The organism is Terrabacter sp. GCM10028922 (assembly GCF_042666095.1).
GTDB lineage: Bacteria > Actinomycetota > Actinomycetes > Actinomycetales > Dermatophilaceae > Terrabacter.
This window is the reverse complement of sequence record NZ_JBHTFG010000030.1, coordinates 56,486-71,088: the sequence shown is the minus strand read 5'-3', so window position 1 is coordinate 71,088 and position 14,603 is coordinate 56,486. Positions and strand designations below refer to the sequence as shown.

Here is a 14,603-nt window from a genome sequence, read left to right as displayed (position 1 = left end):
CCGCAGTAGGGCCAAGCGTGCGCGGGACCTGCCCGCCCCATCGAAGGGACTCGACCATGCACCTCCCGTCCGTTGACGTCACGCCGAACACAAACGGCCTCCCGGGACTCGCCGCGCTCGAGAAGATCGTCGGCGCACTCCTCACCTTTGGTCTCGTGGCCGCCGTCGCCGGCGTCGTGATCTCCGCCGTGGCGTGGGCCATCGGCTCGACCTCCTCGAACCCGCACATCGCCGGCCGCGGCAAGAACGGCGTCCTCATCGCCGGCGCCGCAGCCATGCTCATCGGGGCTGCCAACACTCTGATCACCTTCTTCTCCAGCGCCGGAGCGGCGATCCGATGAGGATTCCCTTCACTCCCCTACGCGGCCGGCGGACTCGGCTCGCGATCGCGACCCTCGGTGTAGTCGTTGGTCTGGTCTGCGGCATCGTCCTCCTCGGCCGAGGAAACGCACCAGACCGGGCGACCTCCTTTTCCGGCCACGGCGCCCAGGTCACCGCGCCGACCGTGGCACCGACCCCAGACGTGTCTGCTCCTGCCGACGAGCGTGGCTCGGCTCTCGAGCGCGAGCTGCAGGCGCTGCGCGCCATGCCACCCGTCCGCGCCGCGTTGCCGCACACTCGGGCGCCGAGCATCTCCGCGGCAGCGAAGCAGCACCCCGACCTGTATGCCGCTGAGTTCACCCGCATGCTCCTGACCCAGGACTTTCGCCGGGGCCGCGACGAACACATCGCGCGGATCGCGTCGGAGAGCGCCACCACACGTGAACCGCTCGTCGTCGGCCTCGTGCCCGAGGACCTGCGCGACAAGCTGGCGGTCTTCTCGGTGACCGACTCCTCGACGCGCGCGACCCCGATCCCCTCAGCCGCGGAATGGGGCCGCCTCGGCACCCTCGGGGGCCACACCACGGTGAGCGACGTCCGGGTCAGCCAGCCTGAAGCATGGACGACCGCCGTCGACGCGGGCCGGATCACCGACCCGGGGATCACCGCACGAACAGTGACCGCCACCGTCACGTCCCACACGATCATCGACGGGCAGCCGCAGACGAGTGCTGCCAGCATCGAGATCACCGCGAACTTCGAGGGACCTCCCTCGCGGCCCCAGTGGGGATTTGTCACCGCTGTCACGTACACGCGGATCGCGACGGGCCAGACATGAGCTGCGACGGAATGCAGGCCTTCAACCCTGCCTGTCAGGCCGCAGCCGCCGCGTCCTCGATGGTCAACGACGCGTTCACCCGCACCGCAGCCTTCTTCGCCGACGCCGCTGTCACCGCAACCAACTGGCTGTGGCAGCAGATCAACGTCGCGACGTCGATCGACCTGAACTCGCCCGCACTCCGAAGAGAGATGGCCATCACGGGCGCCATTGCCGGAGTGGTGTGCGTGGGACTGTTCGTCATCCAGCTGATCACCGCTGCACTCAGGCGCGAACCCGGCGCAATTTCGCGAGCGGTCAAGGGCCTCTTCATCAGCGCGCTCGGGACCGGATTCGCGCTCGCGTCCACCCGCCTGCTCCTCGGGGCAGTCGACGCGCTCAGCGAGGGAGTCGTCCACCACGCGATCGGCACCAACATGCAGGGAATCGGCGCCAAGCTGGCCCTCGCGAACGTGACCTCCATGTCGAACCCCGCCATCACGCTGGCGCTCTCGCTGGCGGTGCTCTGCTCGGCCGTCATCGTGTGGTTCGCCATGATGATCCGCAAGATGCTGCTCATCATCTCCGCGGTGATGGCCCCTATCGCCTTCGCCGGGGCAACCGCGGAACTCACCCGGTCGTGGGTGCGCAAATGGATCGAGTTCGTCTGCGCCATGGCCGTTTCCAAGCTCGTGCTCGTCCTGATCCTCAGCACCGGTGTCGCCGTCATCGAAGGCGCAGGTCTGGCAGGTAGCCAACCGACCCAGGTCGGCACCCAGCTCGCCATCGGCGTCCTGATCCTGCTGCTCGGTGGACTCTCGCCCTGGCTGGCGATGCGCATGTGCACCTTCGTCGGCGACGCCATGTACGCCGCTCACAGCACGGCCGGTCACGCCGCGACCGGCGCCAGGACTGCGATCGCGGCCCCGCAGAAGGCGGCCATGCTCTACTCGCAAGGACGCGCGCTGAGCGCCTCGAGCGCAGGATCGCGGCCGAGGACCGTGAGTGCGCGCGCGCCGCAGGGTGTGTCGAGCACCCGACCGCCGGACTGCCCGGGCTTCGGGTCGGGGACAGCCTCTGGGGGTGGGTCCGAACCGATCGGCGGCAGCGTCGCAGGGGCACTCCGATCCGACGCGGAGAGCCCTGCGGCCGCGGCAGCATCGCCGGCAGCATTGCCCCGGCCCAGCACACTTCCGAGTGACCCCGGCCCGGGCGCCGAGCCGGTCGGACCCGATGCAGGCGCAGGCGGGTTGTCCCAGACGCCTAGAGCCGGATCCCGCTTCGTCTCCCGAGATCCGGTGCCCGGAGCCACACCGCCGAAAGTCCCTCAGGCCCGGGCGGTCGCCAAGTCCGGCCCGCTCAACCCCAGCCGCTGACCTTCACGGATCGGCATATCGACCAGGAGAAATGCCATGACTGACAGCTCGACCGTTGTCCGGGTCAGGTTCGGTCGTCGCTCGCAACGCGGCCTGCTGCTTGGGCTGTCCCTCGCCCGGGTGTGCTGCATCGGCGTAGCCGTCCTCGCGGTAACCGTCGGAGTCTTCCTTGACGGCGCGTCCGGGGTGGCGATGAGCGCGCCCGTCTGGGCCGGCGCCATCGCACTGGCGTTCATCCGTCTCGACGGATCGCCACTTGTCGAGGCTCTACCGACGGCCACCCATTTCCTCGCGCGGCAGATCATAAGGCAGACCCAGTTCCGCGTCAGTCCAGACCGCCCGAGGCCTGTCGGGACGATGGCCCTACCCGGTGACGCCGCGCGGCTTCGGTTCCTGCTCGACGAGCCGTCCGGTGCAGTTGTCGTTCATGACGCACACGACGCGACCCTCACGGTGGTCGCCCAGGTCGAGCACACGGCATACGTCCTGTTGTCGCCAGACGAGCAGGCCCGACGCGTCGCTGGGTGGGGTCGCGTCCTCGCAGGCCTTGCGATGTCAGGCCGATGCGCCCGGGTACAGGTGCTCGAGGCCGCCGCCCCGGACTCAGGGGACGGCATCGTCGGCTGGTGGAAGGCCAACGGAACGGGCGGGTCGTCCTGGTCCGCAACGGAATACGCCCGACTCATGGAGTCCTACGCACCGTCAGCGGCCACGCACCGAAGCCTGATCGCGTTCTCCGTCAAGGGATCGACGGTAGGCAACTGGAAGCCCGGGCCCATCAAGGGGCTCGACGAACTACGGCGCGAGATGACTGCCTTCGAGTCAGCCTTGCGGGCTGCGGAGCTGCGGCTCGTCGGATGGCTAAGTGATGCCCAGCTCGCAGAAGTGATCCGTAGTGCCTACGACCCGGGCGCATCCCCGGCTTCTCGACGTCACTCGCTGCGGACCGCGGGCCCTATGGCCATCGAGGAGGACTGGGGTCACCTTCGGCACGACACCGGGATCTCCGCGGTGCTGTGGATCATCGAGTGGCCCCGGATCGACGTGCCGGCAGACTTCCTGCACGCGCTGGTCTTCCAGCCCGGCGTGCGCAAGTCGCTCTCGATCACGGCTACTCCGCTCGCCCCGCGGCAGGCGATGCGCGAGATTCGTCGCGCGAAGGTCGAGCACGTCACCGATGCCGAGCAACGTGCCCGGATCGGGGCGATCGCGGACCTCTCTGACGCCGCCGAGCTCGAGGACGTACTGGATCGGGAGCGTGCACTGCTCTCCGGACACGCGGACCTCCGGTTCACCGGACTGGTCACCATCACGGCCGACACCGTCCAGGAGCTCGACGCGGCCGTGGCTCAGGTTGAGCGCGCCGCCGTTCAGTGCGGTTGCGAGACACGGCGACTACACGGGAAGCAGGCACAGGCCTTCACTGCCGCTGCCCTCCCATTGGCAAGGAAGGTGGACTGACAATGCCCGAGGTACGCGCGCACACCTCGACCTTCTACAGCCCTGCCGGCGAAGACCGGGCAGTGCGGAAGGCCAAGCGAGAGGCCGCAAGGAGCCTCGAACGCTCGGCACGACGCAGACAGGCGGACGCACTCGACGACCGGCGCACGCTCCGGGGCGAGCGTGAGCCGCAACTGCTCCCGGCCTCCGGCGAACGGCGCGAACAGGCGCTGCGGGCACTTCGTCCGCTCCGGCTCCCGAGCCACCGTGCAACCTCGGACGTGTTGTCCGGTGCCTATCCCTTCCTCGCCGAGGCGGGACTCGGCGAACAGGGCGTCTTCGTCGGGCAGGACGCCTGGTCCGGTGGCGGCTTTTGCTTCGACCCTTGGGTCCTCTACCACCGTGGGGTCCTGACCAACCCGAACTGCGTCCTTGCCGGTGCAGTGGGAAAGGGCAAGTCCTGCCTGGCCAAGTCGCTGGCCACCAGGTCGATCGCGTTCGGTCGACGCGTCTATGTCCCAGGGGACCCCAAAGGCGAATGGAGTGTCGTCGCGCGAGCCGTCGGCGGGGCTGCCATCCAGCTCGGCGGGGGCAGCTCCAACCGGCTCAACCCTCTCGACCCCGGACCACGCAACCCTTCAACGCCTGCGGACCAGTGGAAGACCGTGGTGGCCACCAGGCGCCGAACGCTCCTGGGATCCCTTGCCCAGTCAGCGCTCGGACGGACCCTGACTGCCGTGGAACACACGGCGCTAGACGTAGCCCTGGACGATGTGGTGCGGTGCGATGCGCAGCCAACCTTGCCGCGCATCGTCAAGGCGTTGTTCGAGCCCGCAGCAGGTGAAGGCGCCGCGAGCCGGGCCGAGCTGATCAGGGACGGCCGTGAGGTGGCCCACGCCGTGCGACGTCTCGTGTCCGGTGATCTGGCCGGGCTCTTCGACGGCCCCTCGACCGTCTCATTCGACCCGTCCCTGCCGATGGTCACCCTGGACCTATCGCAGATCCAAGGTTCCGATCAGCTCACCGCCATGGTCATGACCTGCGCGAGCGCCTGGATGGAAGCCTCGCTGGCCAACGCCGATGGTGGCCAGCGTTGGGTCATCTACGACGAAGCATGGCGACTCATCAGGCAGCCTGCGCTGCTGGCCAGAATGCAGTCCGAGTGGAAGCTCTCGCGCGGCTTCGGCATCGCCAACCTGCTGATTGTCCACCGGCTGTCCGACCTCGACGCCGTCGGAGACGCCGAGTCGGGTGCACGCGCCCTGGCGCAAGGACTGCTCGCGGACTGCTCGACGAAGATCATCTACCAGCAGGAAGCGTCCGAGACTCCGCACGCTGCCAGGCAGCTCGGTCTTTCGGTCACCGAGACTGGCCAGCTGCCCGATCTCCAACGAGGTGAAGGACTTTGGCGCGTCGGGCAGCGCGCCTTCGTCGTCCGCCACCTCGCCACCGACGGCGAACTAGACCTCTTTGACACCAATGCCCGCATGAATTCGAACCCGGAAGGGTTCCCGATTGCTCGTGCCGACATCGGGGACGCCCGACCCCACTGAGGTCACGAACTCCTCCTCGCCCTTGGCGACCTCGAGGACCCGGTGCCATCGAGTACCTACGAGGCGGCAGCAGGGCTTCGAGGCGGCCATCGCGGCACCATCCTCGACCTCGCCGGCAACACCGCCGCCACAACCACCTACACCGAGACCGACAACGGCAACGACTTCTGAACTCGAACCGCCGATGGAGGGTCACCCGTTCCGAACCAGGCCCCAACGGACACGGGCAGTCCACGAAACCGGAGACCCTGTGGATCAGCGGCCGCGGGAGCGACGAACCGTAGGCTGTGCCGGTGCACCCGACTCGAGTGGTCCAAACCCACCTGGGCGCCGTGGAGGTGCTGTACCTACCGGGCGACAAGCCGCCGGTGCTGTTCTTTCCGGGGGGACACTGCTCTGCGGCGGTCGACTGCGGATGGAGTCTCTACACCTCGATCGGGCACGGAGTCCTGTCGTTCTCCCGCCCGGGCTATGGCCTCACGGACGTGGGGCGCCTCACCGCTGGGGAGTTCGTCCCTGCCGTGGCCGAGTGCTGCGAGGTGTTGGCGGTCGATGAGGCGGCAGGCGCGGTCGGGGTGTCCTTCGGCGGGATGCAGGCCATTCAGGTTGCGGTGGCAATGCCCGGCGTGGTGCCTCGTTTGGTTCTTCACAGTTGCGCGCCGTCCACCCTTGCTTATCCGGACAGTCGGCTCGAGTCGGTGTCGGGGCCGATTGCCTTCGCTCCTGGCCTGCAGAGCTTCACGTGGGCGACGGTGGCACGGTTGGTCGAGTCGGATGCCGGGTTGCGCAGAATGGTCGGGGCCCTGTCTAAGAGGCGGATCGACGACTGGTGGCACACGTGGTCGGAGCAGGACAGGGTCCTCGCCCGAGGGCTGTTCAAGACGATGGGCTCGGGGTCCGGTTTCGTCAACGACCTGCAGCAGGCTGGCGCCGACCGTGGGGCCTATCGCCGACTGTTCCAGACGAAGGTCAGCTGTCCGACTCTGGTGACTGCGTCGCGTGACGACGCCGGCGTCGCTTTCACTCATGCCGAGGACCTCGCCAACACGATCCCGAGCGCCACGCTTGTCGAGCTGGACGCACCGAGCCACCTGTTCTGGATCGGTCCCGCGCACGGTCAGGTCCAAGCCGCCCTGAGCACCTTCATCGCCGCGACTGCCTGATCCCGGACCTTCCCACCGGACGTCGAATCTGCCAGGGAGCTAAGGATTTCCGGCACCGCCTGCTGCGACGGCGGTGAAGCTACCGCGTTCCTGGAAGCGGAGCCGTCTTCTGCAAGTACTGGGCGCTCTGCCCTTCGGTGCTCGTCATCATGTCCCAGCGTCGGCTTAGGTTGGTGCGCATTGGAACGCGGATGCAACCTCGCTGCGTGATGGCTTCGGTGCTCGCCGCAGCTCGATCGAGCATCGTCACCAGGGATCGAAGGACCGCGGTCCCGGCCGCCGGGTCTCCCGGCTCGGCGATCCGCTCGAGTTGCCCCAGCGCAACGAGGAGCCTGCCCAGATAGTGTCCCGCGTGCACCGTAGGCGGGCCATGCAATCAAAGGCGAGTGTTGCGTGGACCCGGGACTGGCAGGCACTTGTCCTGGTCATGGCCGGCACGGTGGCAATGGCCCTGTGGGGCGCCGCGGCTGCCTCTGCCTGGCTGAGCGGCAACCGGGTGCCTCGGTTTTCGGTCCTCGCCCCATGGCTCGCGTTCGCGCAGCCTTCGGATCCAGGCGCAGCTTGGGGCTCGCCAGTTGGGCCGGCTGCTCTCTACTGGATCACGGTTGTCCTCGCCCTGCCGCTCACGACGTGCGCCGGGTTCGCAATCCACAGCGGACGACTCTGGAGTTCGCCGCGCCCGAACGGGCCTGCTCATGGCTTGGAGGGGGTCGCGTCTCGCTCGGAGAGCCGACGTGCCGCCGGCCGGCGGCGGTTGATGAGCCAGGCGGCAGCGCTGCGTCCATCCCTGACGCACCCCTCGCCGACGGATCTGGGTCATCGGCTCGGCCACAGTCGAGGCGTCGAGTGCTATGCAACGGTAGAGGACTCGGCCGTCGTCCTCGGGCCTCCGCGTTCCGGCAAGGGCCTGCACCTGGTCATCCCGGCGATCCTCGATGCCCCGGGGGCGGTCATCACGACGAGCACCCGGCCGGACAACCTGACGGCCACGCTGCGGGCGCGGCAGGCCCGCGGCCCGGTAGCGGTATTCGACCCCCAAGGGCTCGCTCCCGGCGTTCCCTCCGCCGCACGGTGGTCCCCGATCCGCGGCTGTGAGGACCCACACGTGGCCATGGTCCGGGCGAAGGCCCTCACCGCTGGAGCCGCACGCGGGACGACGGACGCGAACTTCTGGCAGGCGTCAGCGGAACAAGCAGTCCGGGCGATGCTGCACGCGGCCGCCCTGGGCGGCCGCTCCTCGACCGACCTGTACCGCTGGTCCCTGTCCGCGGTGCACGCGCGTGAGGCCGTCATGATCCTGAGCACGGAGCCCGCGGCCGCGACCGCCTGGCACCAAGGACTCGACTCGCTGCTCGAAGCCGACCCTCGGCAACGCGACTCGGTCTGGGCCATGGTCTCCATCGCGTTCGCGGCGCTCGCCGACCCGCGCGTGCTCGACGCTGTGTCCCCTGCCGAGGGCGAGCAGTTCGACCCCGCTGACTTCCTCACCGCGAACGGCACGATCTACCTGCTTGGCACATCCACCGGCGCCGCAGCGACCGCCGGCCTGGTCGGCGCGTTCCTCGAGGACGTGCTCGAGGTGGCGCGCCGCAAGGCCGCGGCATCCCCCGGGTCGCGGCTCGACCCGCCGCTGTCCATGGTCCTCGACGAGGCGGCGAACTACCCATTGCCGTCGCTGGCGTCCCTGATGTCCGATGGAGGCGGCTCAGGCATTGCGACAACCGTCGTCCTGCAGTCGCTGGCTCAGGCCCGCGCCGTCTGGGGTGAGCATGCGGCCTCCGCGATCTGGGACGCCGCGATCGTCAAGATCATCCTCGGTGGCGGCTCGAATGCCCGTGACCTTGAAGACCTTTCGAAGCTCATCGGCACCCGGCAACGCGAGGTGATAAGCCGCAGCATCGGTGGCGATGGCCGGAAATCGACGTCCAGCTCCACGAGCGAAGTCCCGATCCTCGAACCGGCACGGCTACGCACCCTGCCCTTCGGCACCTCCGTCCTGCTGCTGCGCTCGGCGCGCCCCATCGCGCTGACGATGCAGCCCTGGCACCAGCGACCAGAAGCCAAGACGCTTCGCGCCGACCGTGCCGCACTCGAGGAGGCGATCCGGCATGCCAGCGCGCACCACCCGTGACCCGAAGGATCCAGCCCCCGAGCTGCACCGAGCGCGGCGCGGCGCCCGCGGCCGCGCCTATGACGCGTACCTCGCCTCCAAGGCATGGAAGAACAAACGCCGTGAGTGGTATGCCGCCTGGCTGACCGTCGCAGGCACGCCCCCCACCTGCGTCGTGTGCGGGCGGATCTGGACGCTCAAGACCGGCCACCTGCATCACGTCACCTACATTCGCCTCGGCACCGAGGAGCCTGATGACCTCGTGCCGCTTTGCGCACGCCATCACCGTCAGCTGCATGCCATCTTCGACACGTCGGTGATGTGGCGGCGACTCGGCCGCGCCGCTGCGACCGCAGGGATCCTCGCCCAGCTCCGCGCTCGCGCCGATAGCGTCCACGACGGCGCCGTCGCCGATGCGCTCGCGGGGCCCTGACCGGCGATGGCAGCTAACCGGACACCTGAGCCTTTCACCTTCGGGGTCGACCCATTGGAGCGAGCCCTGAGTCAGCTGCGCGGGCCGGTTCACTGGCCGTCGCTGACGCGTGACGAGGCGGCGTCTCGAACGGACGAGCTCGAGGGCTGGGTCAGGTCCCTCGTGGCCCGGTTCTGCATCGAGCCCCGGACTCTGCCGCCGTGCTGGGGCCGTCACCCCGCCATGGTCGAGGTCCTCTCTGCCCTTCGGGACCATGAGCGCGCGTCCTATGCCGACACGGCCTCGCCGACCTCCGCGATGGACTGGCTTCGGGCCCTGCGCGACGCGCAGCTGTTGCTGGCCGACACAGCGGCGCGCACCCAGTGCTCGATCCACGAGCACCGAGATCAGGCCATCCCGCCGTGGGCAGCGGATCAACCTGCCGCAGAGGCGGGTTGGCGATGCACACCGTCTCCGAGCGAGGCCGACGCATAGCGGCTGATGGTGTCCCGCCGCGGCCGTGGCCCCGGCATGCGCGAGAAGTCCTCGCCCAGGAAGGCCGATCATGTCCCCCACTCCGGCAGACCAGGAACGCCTCGCCTCCGACCTCATCGCCTTGGCACGCAACGCCACCGCGAACGTCGACCGGACCGATCAAGTCGACTACTGGTTCCGGCTCGGTCAACGCAACGCCTACGCCCATGCCACGGGCATGCTCCTGTCCCCCCACGTCGGCGACGACGCATTCAGGATCGCGGAGCGAGTCACCACCGCCCTCGAAGCGAACGTCAGAACCGTCGCCGAACTGAGCTCCGCGGCATACGGCCCCACCCCCGGCCGCACCACGGCGACAACGCTCCACTGGATCGCGCCACGCGAATTCAACACCCGCTACGGCCACGTGCCCGGGATCGACCACGACTACGGCTTCCTGTGGGGACCCCGGCGCGATGAGCGGATCTCGCTGCGGATCAAGAGCGGCCAGGACGAGGGCCTGCTCTACGTGTATGACCGGACATGGGACGAGTACGCCGTCCTGTCCGAGGACGCCAACAGGACCGCGGTCGACAAGGCGTATGCCCGAGCCGTTCAGGGCGACATCCACCTAGACCCATGCCTGTTCGCCCGACTCGTCGCCGACCAGACCCCAGCAGCCACGCTCACCACCGAGGCGGCGGGAGTAGAACTGTGAACGCCAGGCGTACCGGACACGTCGATGTCGCCGACATTCGCGCCCGGTTCCCGCTCGCGGACGTCGTATCGACGGCAGGCGTGGAGCTGCACCCCCGCGGGCACGGCTGGGTCGGTTGCTGTCCCTTCCACGAAGACACCACGCCATCCCTGTCGGTCGATGGGGTGCCGGATCGGTTCCACTGCTTCGGCTGCGGCGCCTCCGGTGACGTCGTCGACTTCATCCAACGCCTCCACGGCCTCGATTTCCGGGACGCGGTCGCGATGCTCGAGTCCCACCCCGGACATCCGTCGAGACACGGCGCGCCGGCGCGGCCTGGGCTGCGACTAGTACGTGACACCGATACCAACTCTGCCCCGAGCGGGAAGGCCGGGGCGTGGCGCAGGGTCAGCGCCGAGCGGGGATACGACATCAACGCCATGGCTTGGCGGCAACTCACCGGCCCCGTCCACTCAGGATTTGCCAGCCACTACCTCAGCTCCCAGCGAGGCCTGGACCTCAACGCCCTCCCGGCGGAGCAGCCCGGAACGGAGCTCATCGGGTACGCCAGCGGCCACTGGACCAGCCTCACCGACCAGCTGCGATCCGACGGCGTCAGCGACGACGAACTGGTCGCCATGGACCTGGCCCAGCACACCCGAACCGGCAGCCTCATCGACACCCTCCGCTACCGCCTCATCGTCCCCCTCCGCAATGACCGCAACCAGATCGAAGGGTTTGTCGGCCGTGACATCAGCGGCCGCCCCGCCGCGCCCAAGTACCGCAACCCCACCCGGACCCCGACGTACGAGAAGAGCCGCACCCTCTACCGGCCCACGTTCGCGCCGCTGGCTCCCGACGGTCGGGTCGTCCTCGTCGAGGGAGTGTTCGATGCGCTTGCCCTGGCCGCCGCGGCGGCAGCCACCGGAGCAAGTGACCAGATCGCTGCCTGCGCCGCTTCTGGGGTGACCGTCTCGGCGGAGCAGGCCGACCAGGTCCTGGCCATCTCCGTCAATCCGCCTGTCATCGCCCTCGACGCTGACGACGCGGGCCGTGAGGGCACGGACCGCTGGCTGACTGCCCTGTGTCTCGAGCGACACCGCCCTGCGTTCGTACTGCGCCTCCCGCATGGCCACGACCCGGCGAGCTGGATCGCCGAGCATGGCCCGGCCGGAATCGGCGCGTTCCTCCCAGATGCGGACCTCGGCACGTCCGAGAACATTGGCAGTCCGCCATGCCCTGCGCTTCCCGGCCGAGACCTGGCTCGCCTCGCGCTGATCGCGGCCGATGACCCAATCCGCGACACGGTCGCCGCGATCGCCCCCGTCGCGCGACGCCTCAGCCCCGGCATGCGCACCGTGCTCGTGGCGCAAGCAACCGACGAGATGACTCGCAGCGGCTGGAACCCCCACCAGGCGTTCGCCCGCGCGATCGACCGCGAACTCGCGGGCTTGCATCCCGTCCACAAGGGGCCGGCCCCGGTCCTAAAGGCCACCGCAGCTCTGCCCGATCTCCTCTGACCGCTCACTGAAGGAGCCCTCCATTGGCCCACTCCGGAAGCCACTTCGTGCCCCAGCTCGCCACCGCAGCGGTGGAGCTGCACCGGGCCGCGGACCTTGCCGCCCTGCGCAGCGAAGACAACCCGTTCAGCCCCTGGGCGGCCCTCGCCAGCCAGCTGCGGCTGGTCGCGTCCGGACTCTCCGCCCTCGTCCATCCGCCGGAGTCGTCTCCTGGCGTCCTGGCGGAAGGCGAGGGTGACCTCGGCGGCTGCCTGTCAGCAGCTTCCGCCGCACTTGAAGAGATCAGTCCCGCGGACGCACCAGAGGACCTCGCGTTCTGGGTCGGTCACATCGACGACCTCAACGCCCTGATCGCCGACCTCGGCCTGGCCGGCGACGAGCGCGGACGTCGATCGTGACAGCCACGACCGTCGCGGACCTCACGCATCGCATGCAGGAACTGGCCCGAGGCCTCCGTGGCAGTGCCGAGCCGGTCTCCCGCCGCCACTGGGAGTCGTTCGACCAGACGATCTACCGATTCCTCGTCACCCTCACGCGCACTCGACCACTCGGACCGGGCCACGTCGACCTCGAGGCGCTGCCGCTGCTGGCCCTGGTGAAGGACTACCCCGCGCCCCTCGTACCGGCCGATGATGCGACCGAGTACTCCCCCACAGCGGCGGCCCGGCTGCTGGATACTTCGGTGGCGTCCGTTCGCAATCGGCTCAAGCGTGGCACGCTGCCGGGCCGCCGGGACGGTGGGCGCTGGCTCATCGCGCGGGACGCTCTCGGTCTCCGCAGCGACGTACACCCTGCGGCCCATGGGGACTCGCACCCGCTGACGCGCACTGCCTGTGCCGTCGGCGCCCTCACCGACATGCTGGTCACGCGCGATCTCGACGTTCACCGTCCGAGGATTGAGGCGGCCTCCGCCCTGGCGCTGGCCGAGGCAGTCCTCCGAGTGGCGTTCGATGCGGCCGAGCACGCCGTTTCACGCAGTGACACCTCGGACGCCTTCAGACCGCTGCAGATCGCACAGTTCGCGAGGCGCGCCCTCGACCGACTGTCCCCCGCCGGCTCGACAGCACCGCTGCCGTACATCGCCATCCCGCCGCCCCGGGAGTCTGGGGCGACGCCGAACGACCGCCTTGATGCCGCCCTGCACACGTGGATCCGCATCGCGTATGAGGACCTGAGCCTCAGCGTGCCGAGCATTGAGGTGGTCAGGAACGTGGCCGGCCAAAGCGTGCACGTACTGGCCGCGATCGATGCCCTCGTCGGTGCGCCATCTCAGGACTTGCCGGCCAGCACGCTTGACCGTGAGCGTCTCCGAACCTGCGCCATCGCAATCACCACGGCTGGCTCTGCGTGGGGTTCAGCTACGACCGGCACTCCCCCGTCCCATGCGTACGTCGACGCGGCCCGAGATCTTCACCGCACACTCCACGAGCTCATTACGGGGCCGATCTCAATCCGCAGCGCGCTCGCGTTCGGCCGCGACCGCGCGCTCGCGACCCTGCTCGACGCCACCAACGATGTCGCTGCGCTGGCTCGTCGATCAACACAGATCTCGCGGCAACTGCTCGCCTCGAGGCTCCTCTTCGCGGCCCCCAAGGCGGCCAAGTCAGCACCCGACCGTCTGCGCGCTCGAGCCGCCGGACACTTCGTCGAGCTCCGCGCAGGCGATCTGCCGGACCTGTGCCTCAAGACCACAGCAGCCGACCTCGCCATCGCGCGGCTCGCCGCGGACGCACGACGAGCCGCCATCGACTCAAGGAGAAGCGCGGAACCACGGCAACCAGCGATGCCCTTCCTGTAATCCAGGGAGCCGACACTCAGAAGAGGCCCGATCAGCGAAGCCCGGGATGACACCGGCCGACTATCAAACCACCTCGGTCGTGCGCGTTGACCTTCCCCACACGGCACTCATGAAGGTGCCCCGCACCGGCCGCTCTGGGCGCCCATCCCGCCCACAATGACACCCCTGACCCAGGTTCCACAGAGGCAATGTGTGCATCTCCGAGATACCAGCGCTGCAAGTCTTCTTATCGGCCGGCATTGAAGTTGGCGGTCCAGTGGCTGCGACCCCCTTAGGGAACGACGACAAGCTCTTCCCTCGCCGCGACGGGCGACGGCTTGAACATCTGGAGATGACCATGGCCAGCAAGGACGAGTGGGCCCGAAGCCGGCTCGACGAGGCCGACCTGGTGCTCGGTAAATCACCCGATGGCCGGACCTGGCCGAGGCAGGCCGGAAGGGGGCGTGTAACCGGTCCCTCCACGATGCGCCACGCCGACCGGGCGGTGCTCGGGCTTCCACAAGGGCTCGACGGCTCCCTGGTCGCACCAGGCCACGTCGCCCTGCCCGATGCCATACGCGTGGTCGTGGACGAGACGGCGCCTCCATCGGATTGAAGTGCCCGGCAACAAGCCGCTCATCCGGCGCTCGACGAGGGCGCCACCTACATCCGCTAAAACCCATGCACGAGTCCGACCAGCCCAGAAAGCGTGACACATCGTCGCGCTGATCGCAGGCCGGGAATGCGAAGGCGCCCCCGCCCACCGTGAGGTGAAACGGGGGCTCTGTGCGTCGGCCGTGCTTGGCGTGGGGCGCCGGGCCAGCGCGACGATCTGGTCGCGAATGCGACGTTAGACGTGGGGAGTGACAACGGCTTTGCGGCGCCTCCCGGACCGAGCCAGACGCTCGACGACCAGGTGGACCGACACCTCGGCCCGGTGGTG

The 14,603-nt window shown here is 68.9% G+C and carries 14 protein-coding genes; all 14 read left to right on the top strand.

What is annotated here, in order from left to right:
• The first annotated feature begins 56 nt into the window (after positions 1 to 56).
• The 14 genes from ACFQU3_RS19915 to ACFQU3_RS19850 all read left to right on the top strand — a co-directional run bounded on the left by ACFQU3_RS19915 (position 57) and on the right by ACFQU3_RS19850 (position 14,276).
• A complete protein-coding gene (locus tag ACFQU3_RS19915; protein WP_385912990.1) occupies positions 57 to 341 on the top strand; it encodes a DUF6112 family protein in 285 nt (94 codons plus the stop codon).
• A gap of 182 nt (positions 342 to 523) precedes the next feature.
• Entirely contained in the window at positions 524 to 1,159 is a 636-nt protein-coding gene (locus ACFQU3_RS19910; RefSeq protein ID WP_385912988.1) for a hypothetical protein, read from the top strand.
• Positions 1,156 to 2,514 carry a hypothetical protein gene (locus ACFQU3_RS19905; protein WP_385912986.1) on the top strand — a complete coding sequence of 453 codons (1,359 nt, stop codon included), beginning with the start codon at positions 1,156 to 1,158 and terminating at the stop codon, positions 2,512 to 2,514. Before ACFQU3_RS19910 ends, ACFQU3_RS19905 begins: the two co-directional genes overlap by 4 nt.
• Before the next feature lie 36 nt (positions 2,515 to 2,550).
• The gene (locus ACFQU3_RS19900) at positions 2,551 to 3,975 is read left to right on the top strand and encodes an SCO6880 family protein (protein ID WP_385912984.1); all 1,425 of its coding nucleotides are present in this window, start codon (positions 2,551 to 2,553) and stop codon (positions 3,973 to 3,975) included.
• Between the two features lie 2 nt (positions 3,976 to 3,977).
• Positions 3,978 to 5,507, top strand: coding sequence for an ATP-binding protein (locus tag ACFQU3_RS19895; RefSeq protein ID WP_385912982.1), 1,530 nt, complete (start codon positions 3,978 to 3,980; stop codon positions 5,505 to 5,507).
• A gap of 42 nt (positions 5,508 to 5,549) precedes the next feature.
• Positions 5,550 to 5,678, top strand: a complete 129-nt coding sequence (locus ACFQU3_RS19890; protein WP_385912980.1) for a hypothetical protein — start codon at positions 5,550 to 5,552, stop codon at positions 5,676 to 5,678.
• A gap of 161 nt (positions 5,679 to 5,839) precedes the next feature.
• Positions 5,840 to 6,670 carry an alpha/beta fold hydrolase gene (locus tag ACFQU3_RS19885; RefSeq protein WP_385912978.1) on the top strand — a complete coding sequence of 277 codons (831 nt, stop codon included), beginning with the start codon at positions 5,840 to 5,842 and terminating at the stop codon, positions 6,668 to 6,670.
• 757 nt (positions 6,671 to 7,427) lie between these two features.
• Positions 7,428 to 8,801 (top strand): type IV secretory system conjugative DNA transfer family protein, encoded by a 1,374-nt coding sequence (locus ACFQU3_RS19880; RefSeq protein WP_385912976.1) that lies wholly within the window; start codon positions 7,428 to 7,430, stop codon positions 8,799 to 8,801.
• On the top strand, positions 8,779 to 9,213 hold the full coding sequence (locus ACFQU3_RS19875) for a hypothetical protein (protein WP_385912974.1): 435 nt from the start codon (positions 8,779 to 8,781) through the stop codon (positions 9,211 to 9,213). Before ACFQU3_RS19880 ends, ACFQU3_RS19875 begins: the two co-directional genes overlap by 23 nt.
• A gap of 544 nt (positions 9,214 to 9,757) precedes the next feature.
• Positions 9,758 to 10,384 carry a hypothetical protein gene (locus ACFQU3_RS19870; protein ID WP_385912972.1) on the top strand — a complete coding sequence of 209 codons (627 nt, stop codon included), beginning with the start codon at positions 9,758 to 9,760 and terminating at the stop codon, positions 10,382 to 10,384.
• Positions 10,306 to 11,883, top strand: a complete 1,578-nt coding sequence (locus ACFQU3_RS19865; RefSeq protein ID WP_385912970.1) for a CHC2 zinc finger domain-containing protein — start codon at positions 10,306 to 10,308, stop codon at positions 11,881 to 11,883. The genes ACFQU3_RS19870 and ACFQU3_RS19865 overlap by 79 nt, the downstream gene beginning before the upstream one ends.
• Before the next feature lie 23 nt (positions 11,884 to 11,906).
• On the top strand, positions 11,907 to 12,281 hold the full coding sequence (locus tag ACFQU3_RS19860) for a hypothetical protein (protein ID WP_385912968.1): 375 nt from the start codon (positions 11,907 to 11,909) through the stop codon (positions 12,279 to 12,281).
• 197 nt (positions 12,282 to 12,478) lie between these two features.
• Positions 12,479 to 13,681, top strand: a complete 1,203-nt coding sequence (locus ACFQU3_RS19855) for a helix-turn-helix domain-containing protein (RefSeq protein ID WP_385912966.1) — start codon at positions 12,479 to 12,481, stop codon at positions 13,679 to 13,681.
• Positions 13,682 to 14,018: 337 nt separating this feature from the next.
• The gene (locus ACFQU3_RS19850) at positions 14,019 to 14,276 is read left to right on the top strand and encodes a hypothetical protein (protein WP_385912964.1); all 258 of its coding nucleotides are present in this window, start codon (positions 14,019 to 14,021) and stop codon (positions 14,274 to 14,276) included.
• Positions 14,277 to 14,603 lie beyond the last annotated feature (327 nt).

Excerpts from the sequence above, each read along its gene's own strand:
- ACFQU3_RS19915 (WP_385912990.1), top strand. The coding sequence starts at position 57 with ATGCACCTCCCGTCCGTTGACGTCACGCCGAACACAAACGGCCTCCCG.
- ACFQU3_RS19905 (WP_385912986.1), top strand. The coding sequence starts at position 1,156 with ATGAGCTGCGACGGAATGCAGGCCTTCAACCCTGCCTGTCAGGCCGCA.
- ACFQU3_RS19900 (WP_385912984.1), top strand. The coding sequence starts at position 2,551 with ATGACTGACAGCTCGACCGTTGTCCGGGTCAGGTTCGGTCGTCGCTCG.
- ACFQU3_RS19895 (WP_385912982.1), top strand. The coding sequence starts at position 3,978 with ATGCCCGAGGTACGCGCGCACACCTCGACCTTCTACAGCCCTGCCGGC.
- ACFQU3_RS19880 (WP_385912976.1), top strand. The coding sequence starts at position 7,428 with ATGAGCCAGGCGGCAGCGCTGCGTCCATCCCTGACGCACCCCTCGCCG.
- ACFQU3_RS19875 (WP_385912974.1), top strand. The coding sequence starts at position 8,779 with ATGCCAGCGCGCACCACCCGTGACCCGAAGGATCCAGCCCCCGAGCTG.
- ACFQU3_RS19870 (WP_385912972.1), top strand. The coding sequence starts at position 9,758 with ATGTCCCCCACTCCGGCAGACCAGGAACGCCTCGCCTCCGACCTCATC.
- ACFQU3_RS19865 (WP_385912970.1), top strand. The coding sequence starts at position 10,306 with ATGCCTGTTCGCCCGACTCGTCGCCGACCAGACCCCAGCAGCCACGCT.
- ACFQU3_RS19850 (WP_385912964.1), top strand. The coding sequence starts at position 14,019 with ATGGCCAGCAAGGACGAGTGGGCCCGAAGCCGGCTCGACGAGGCCGAC.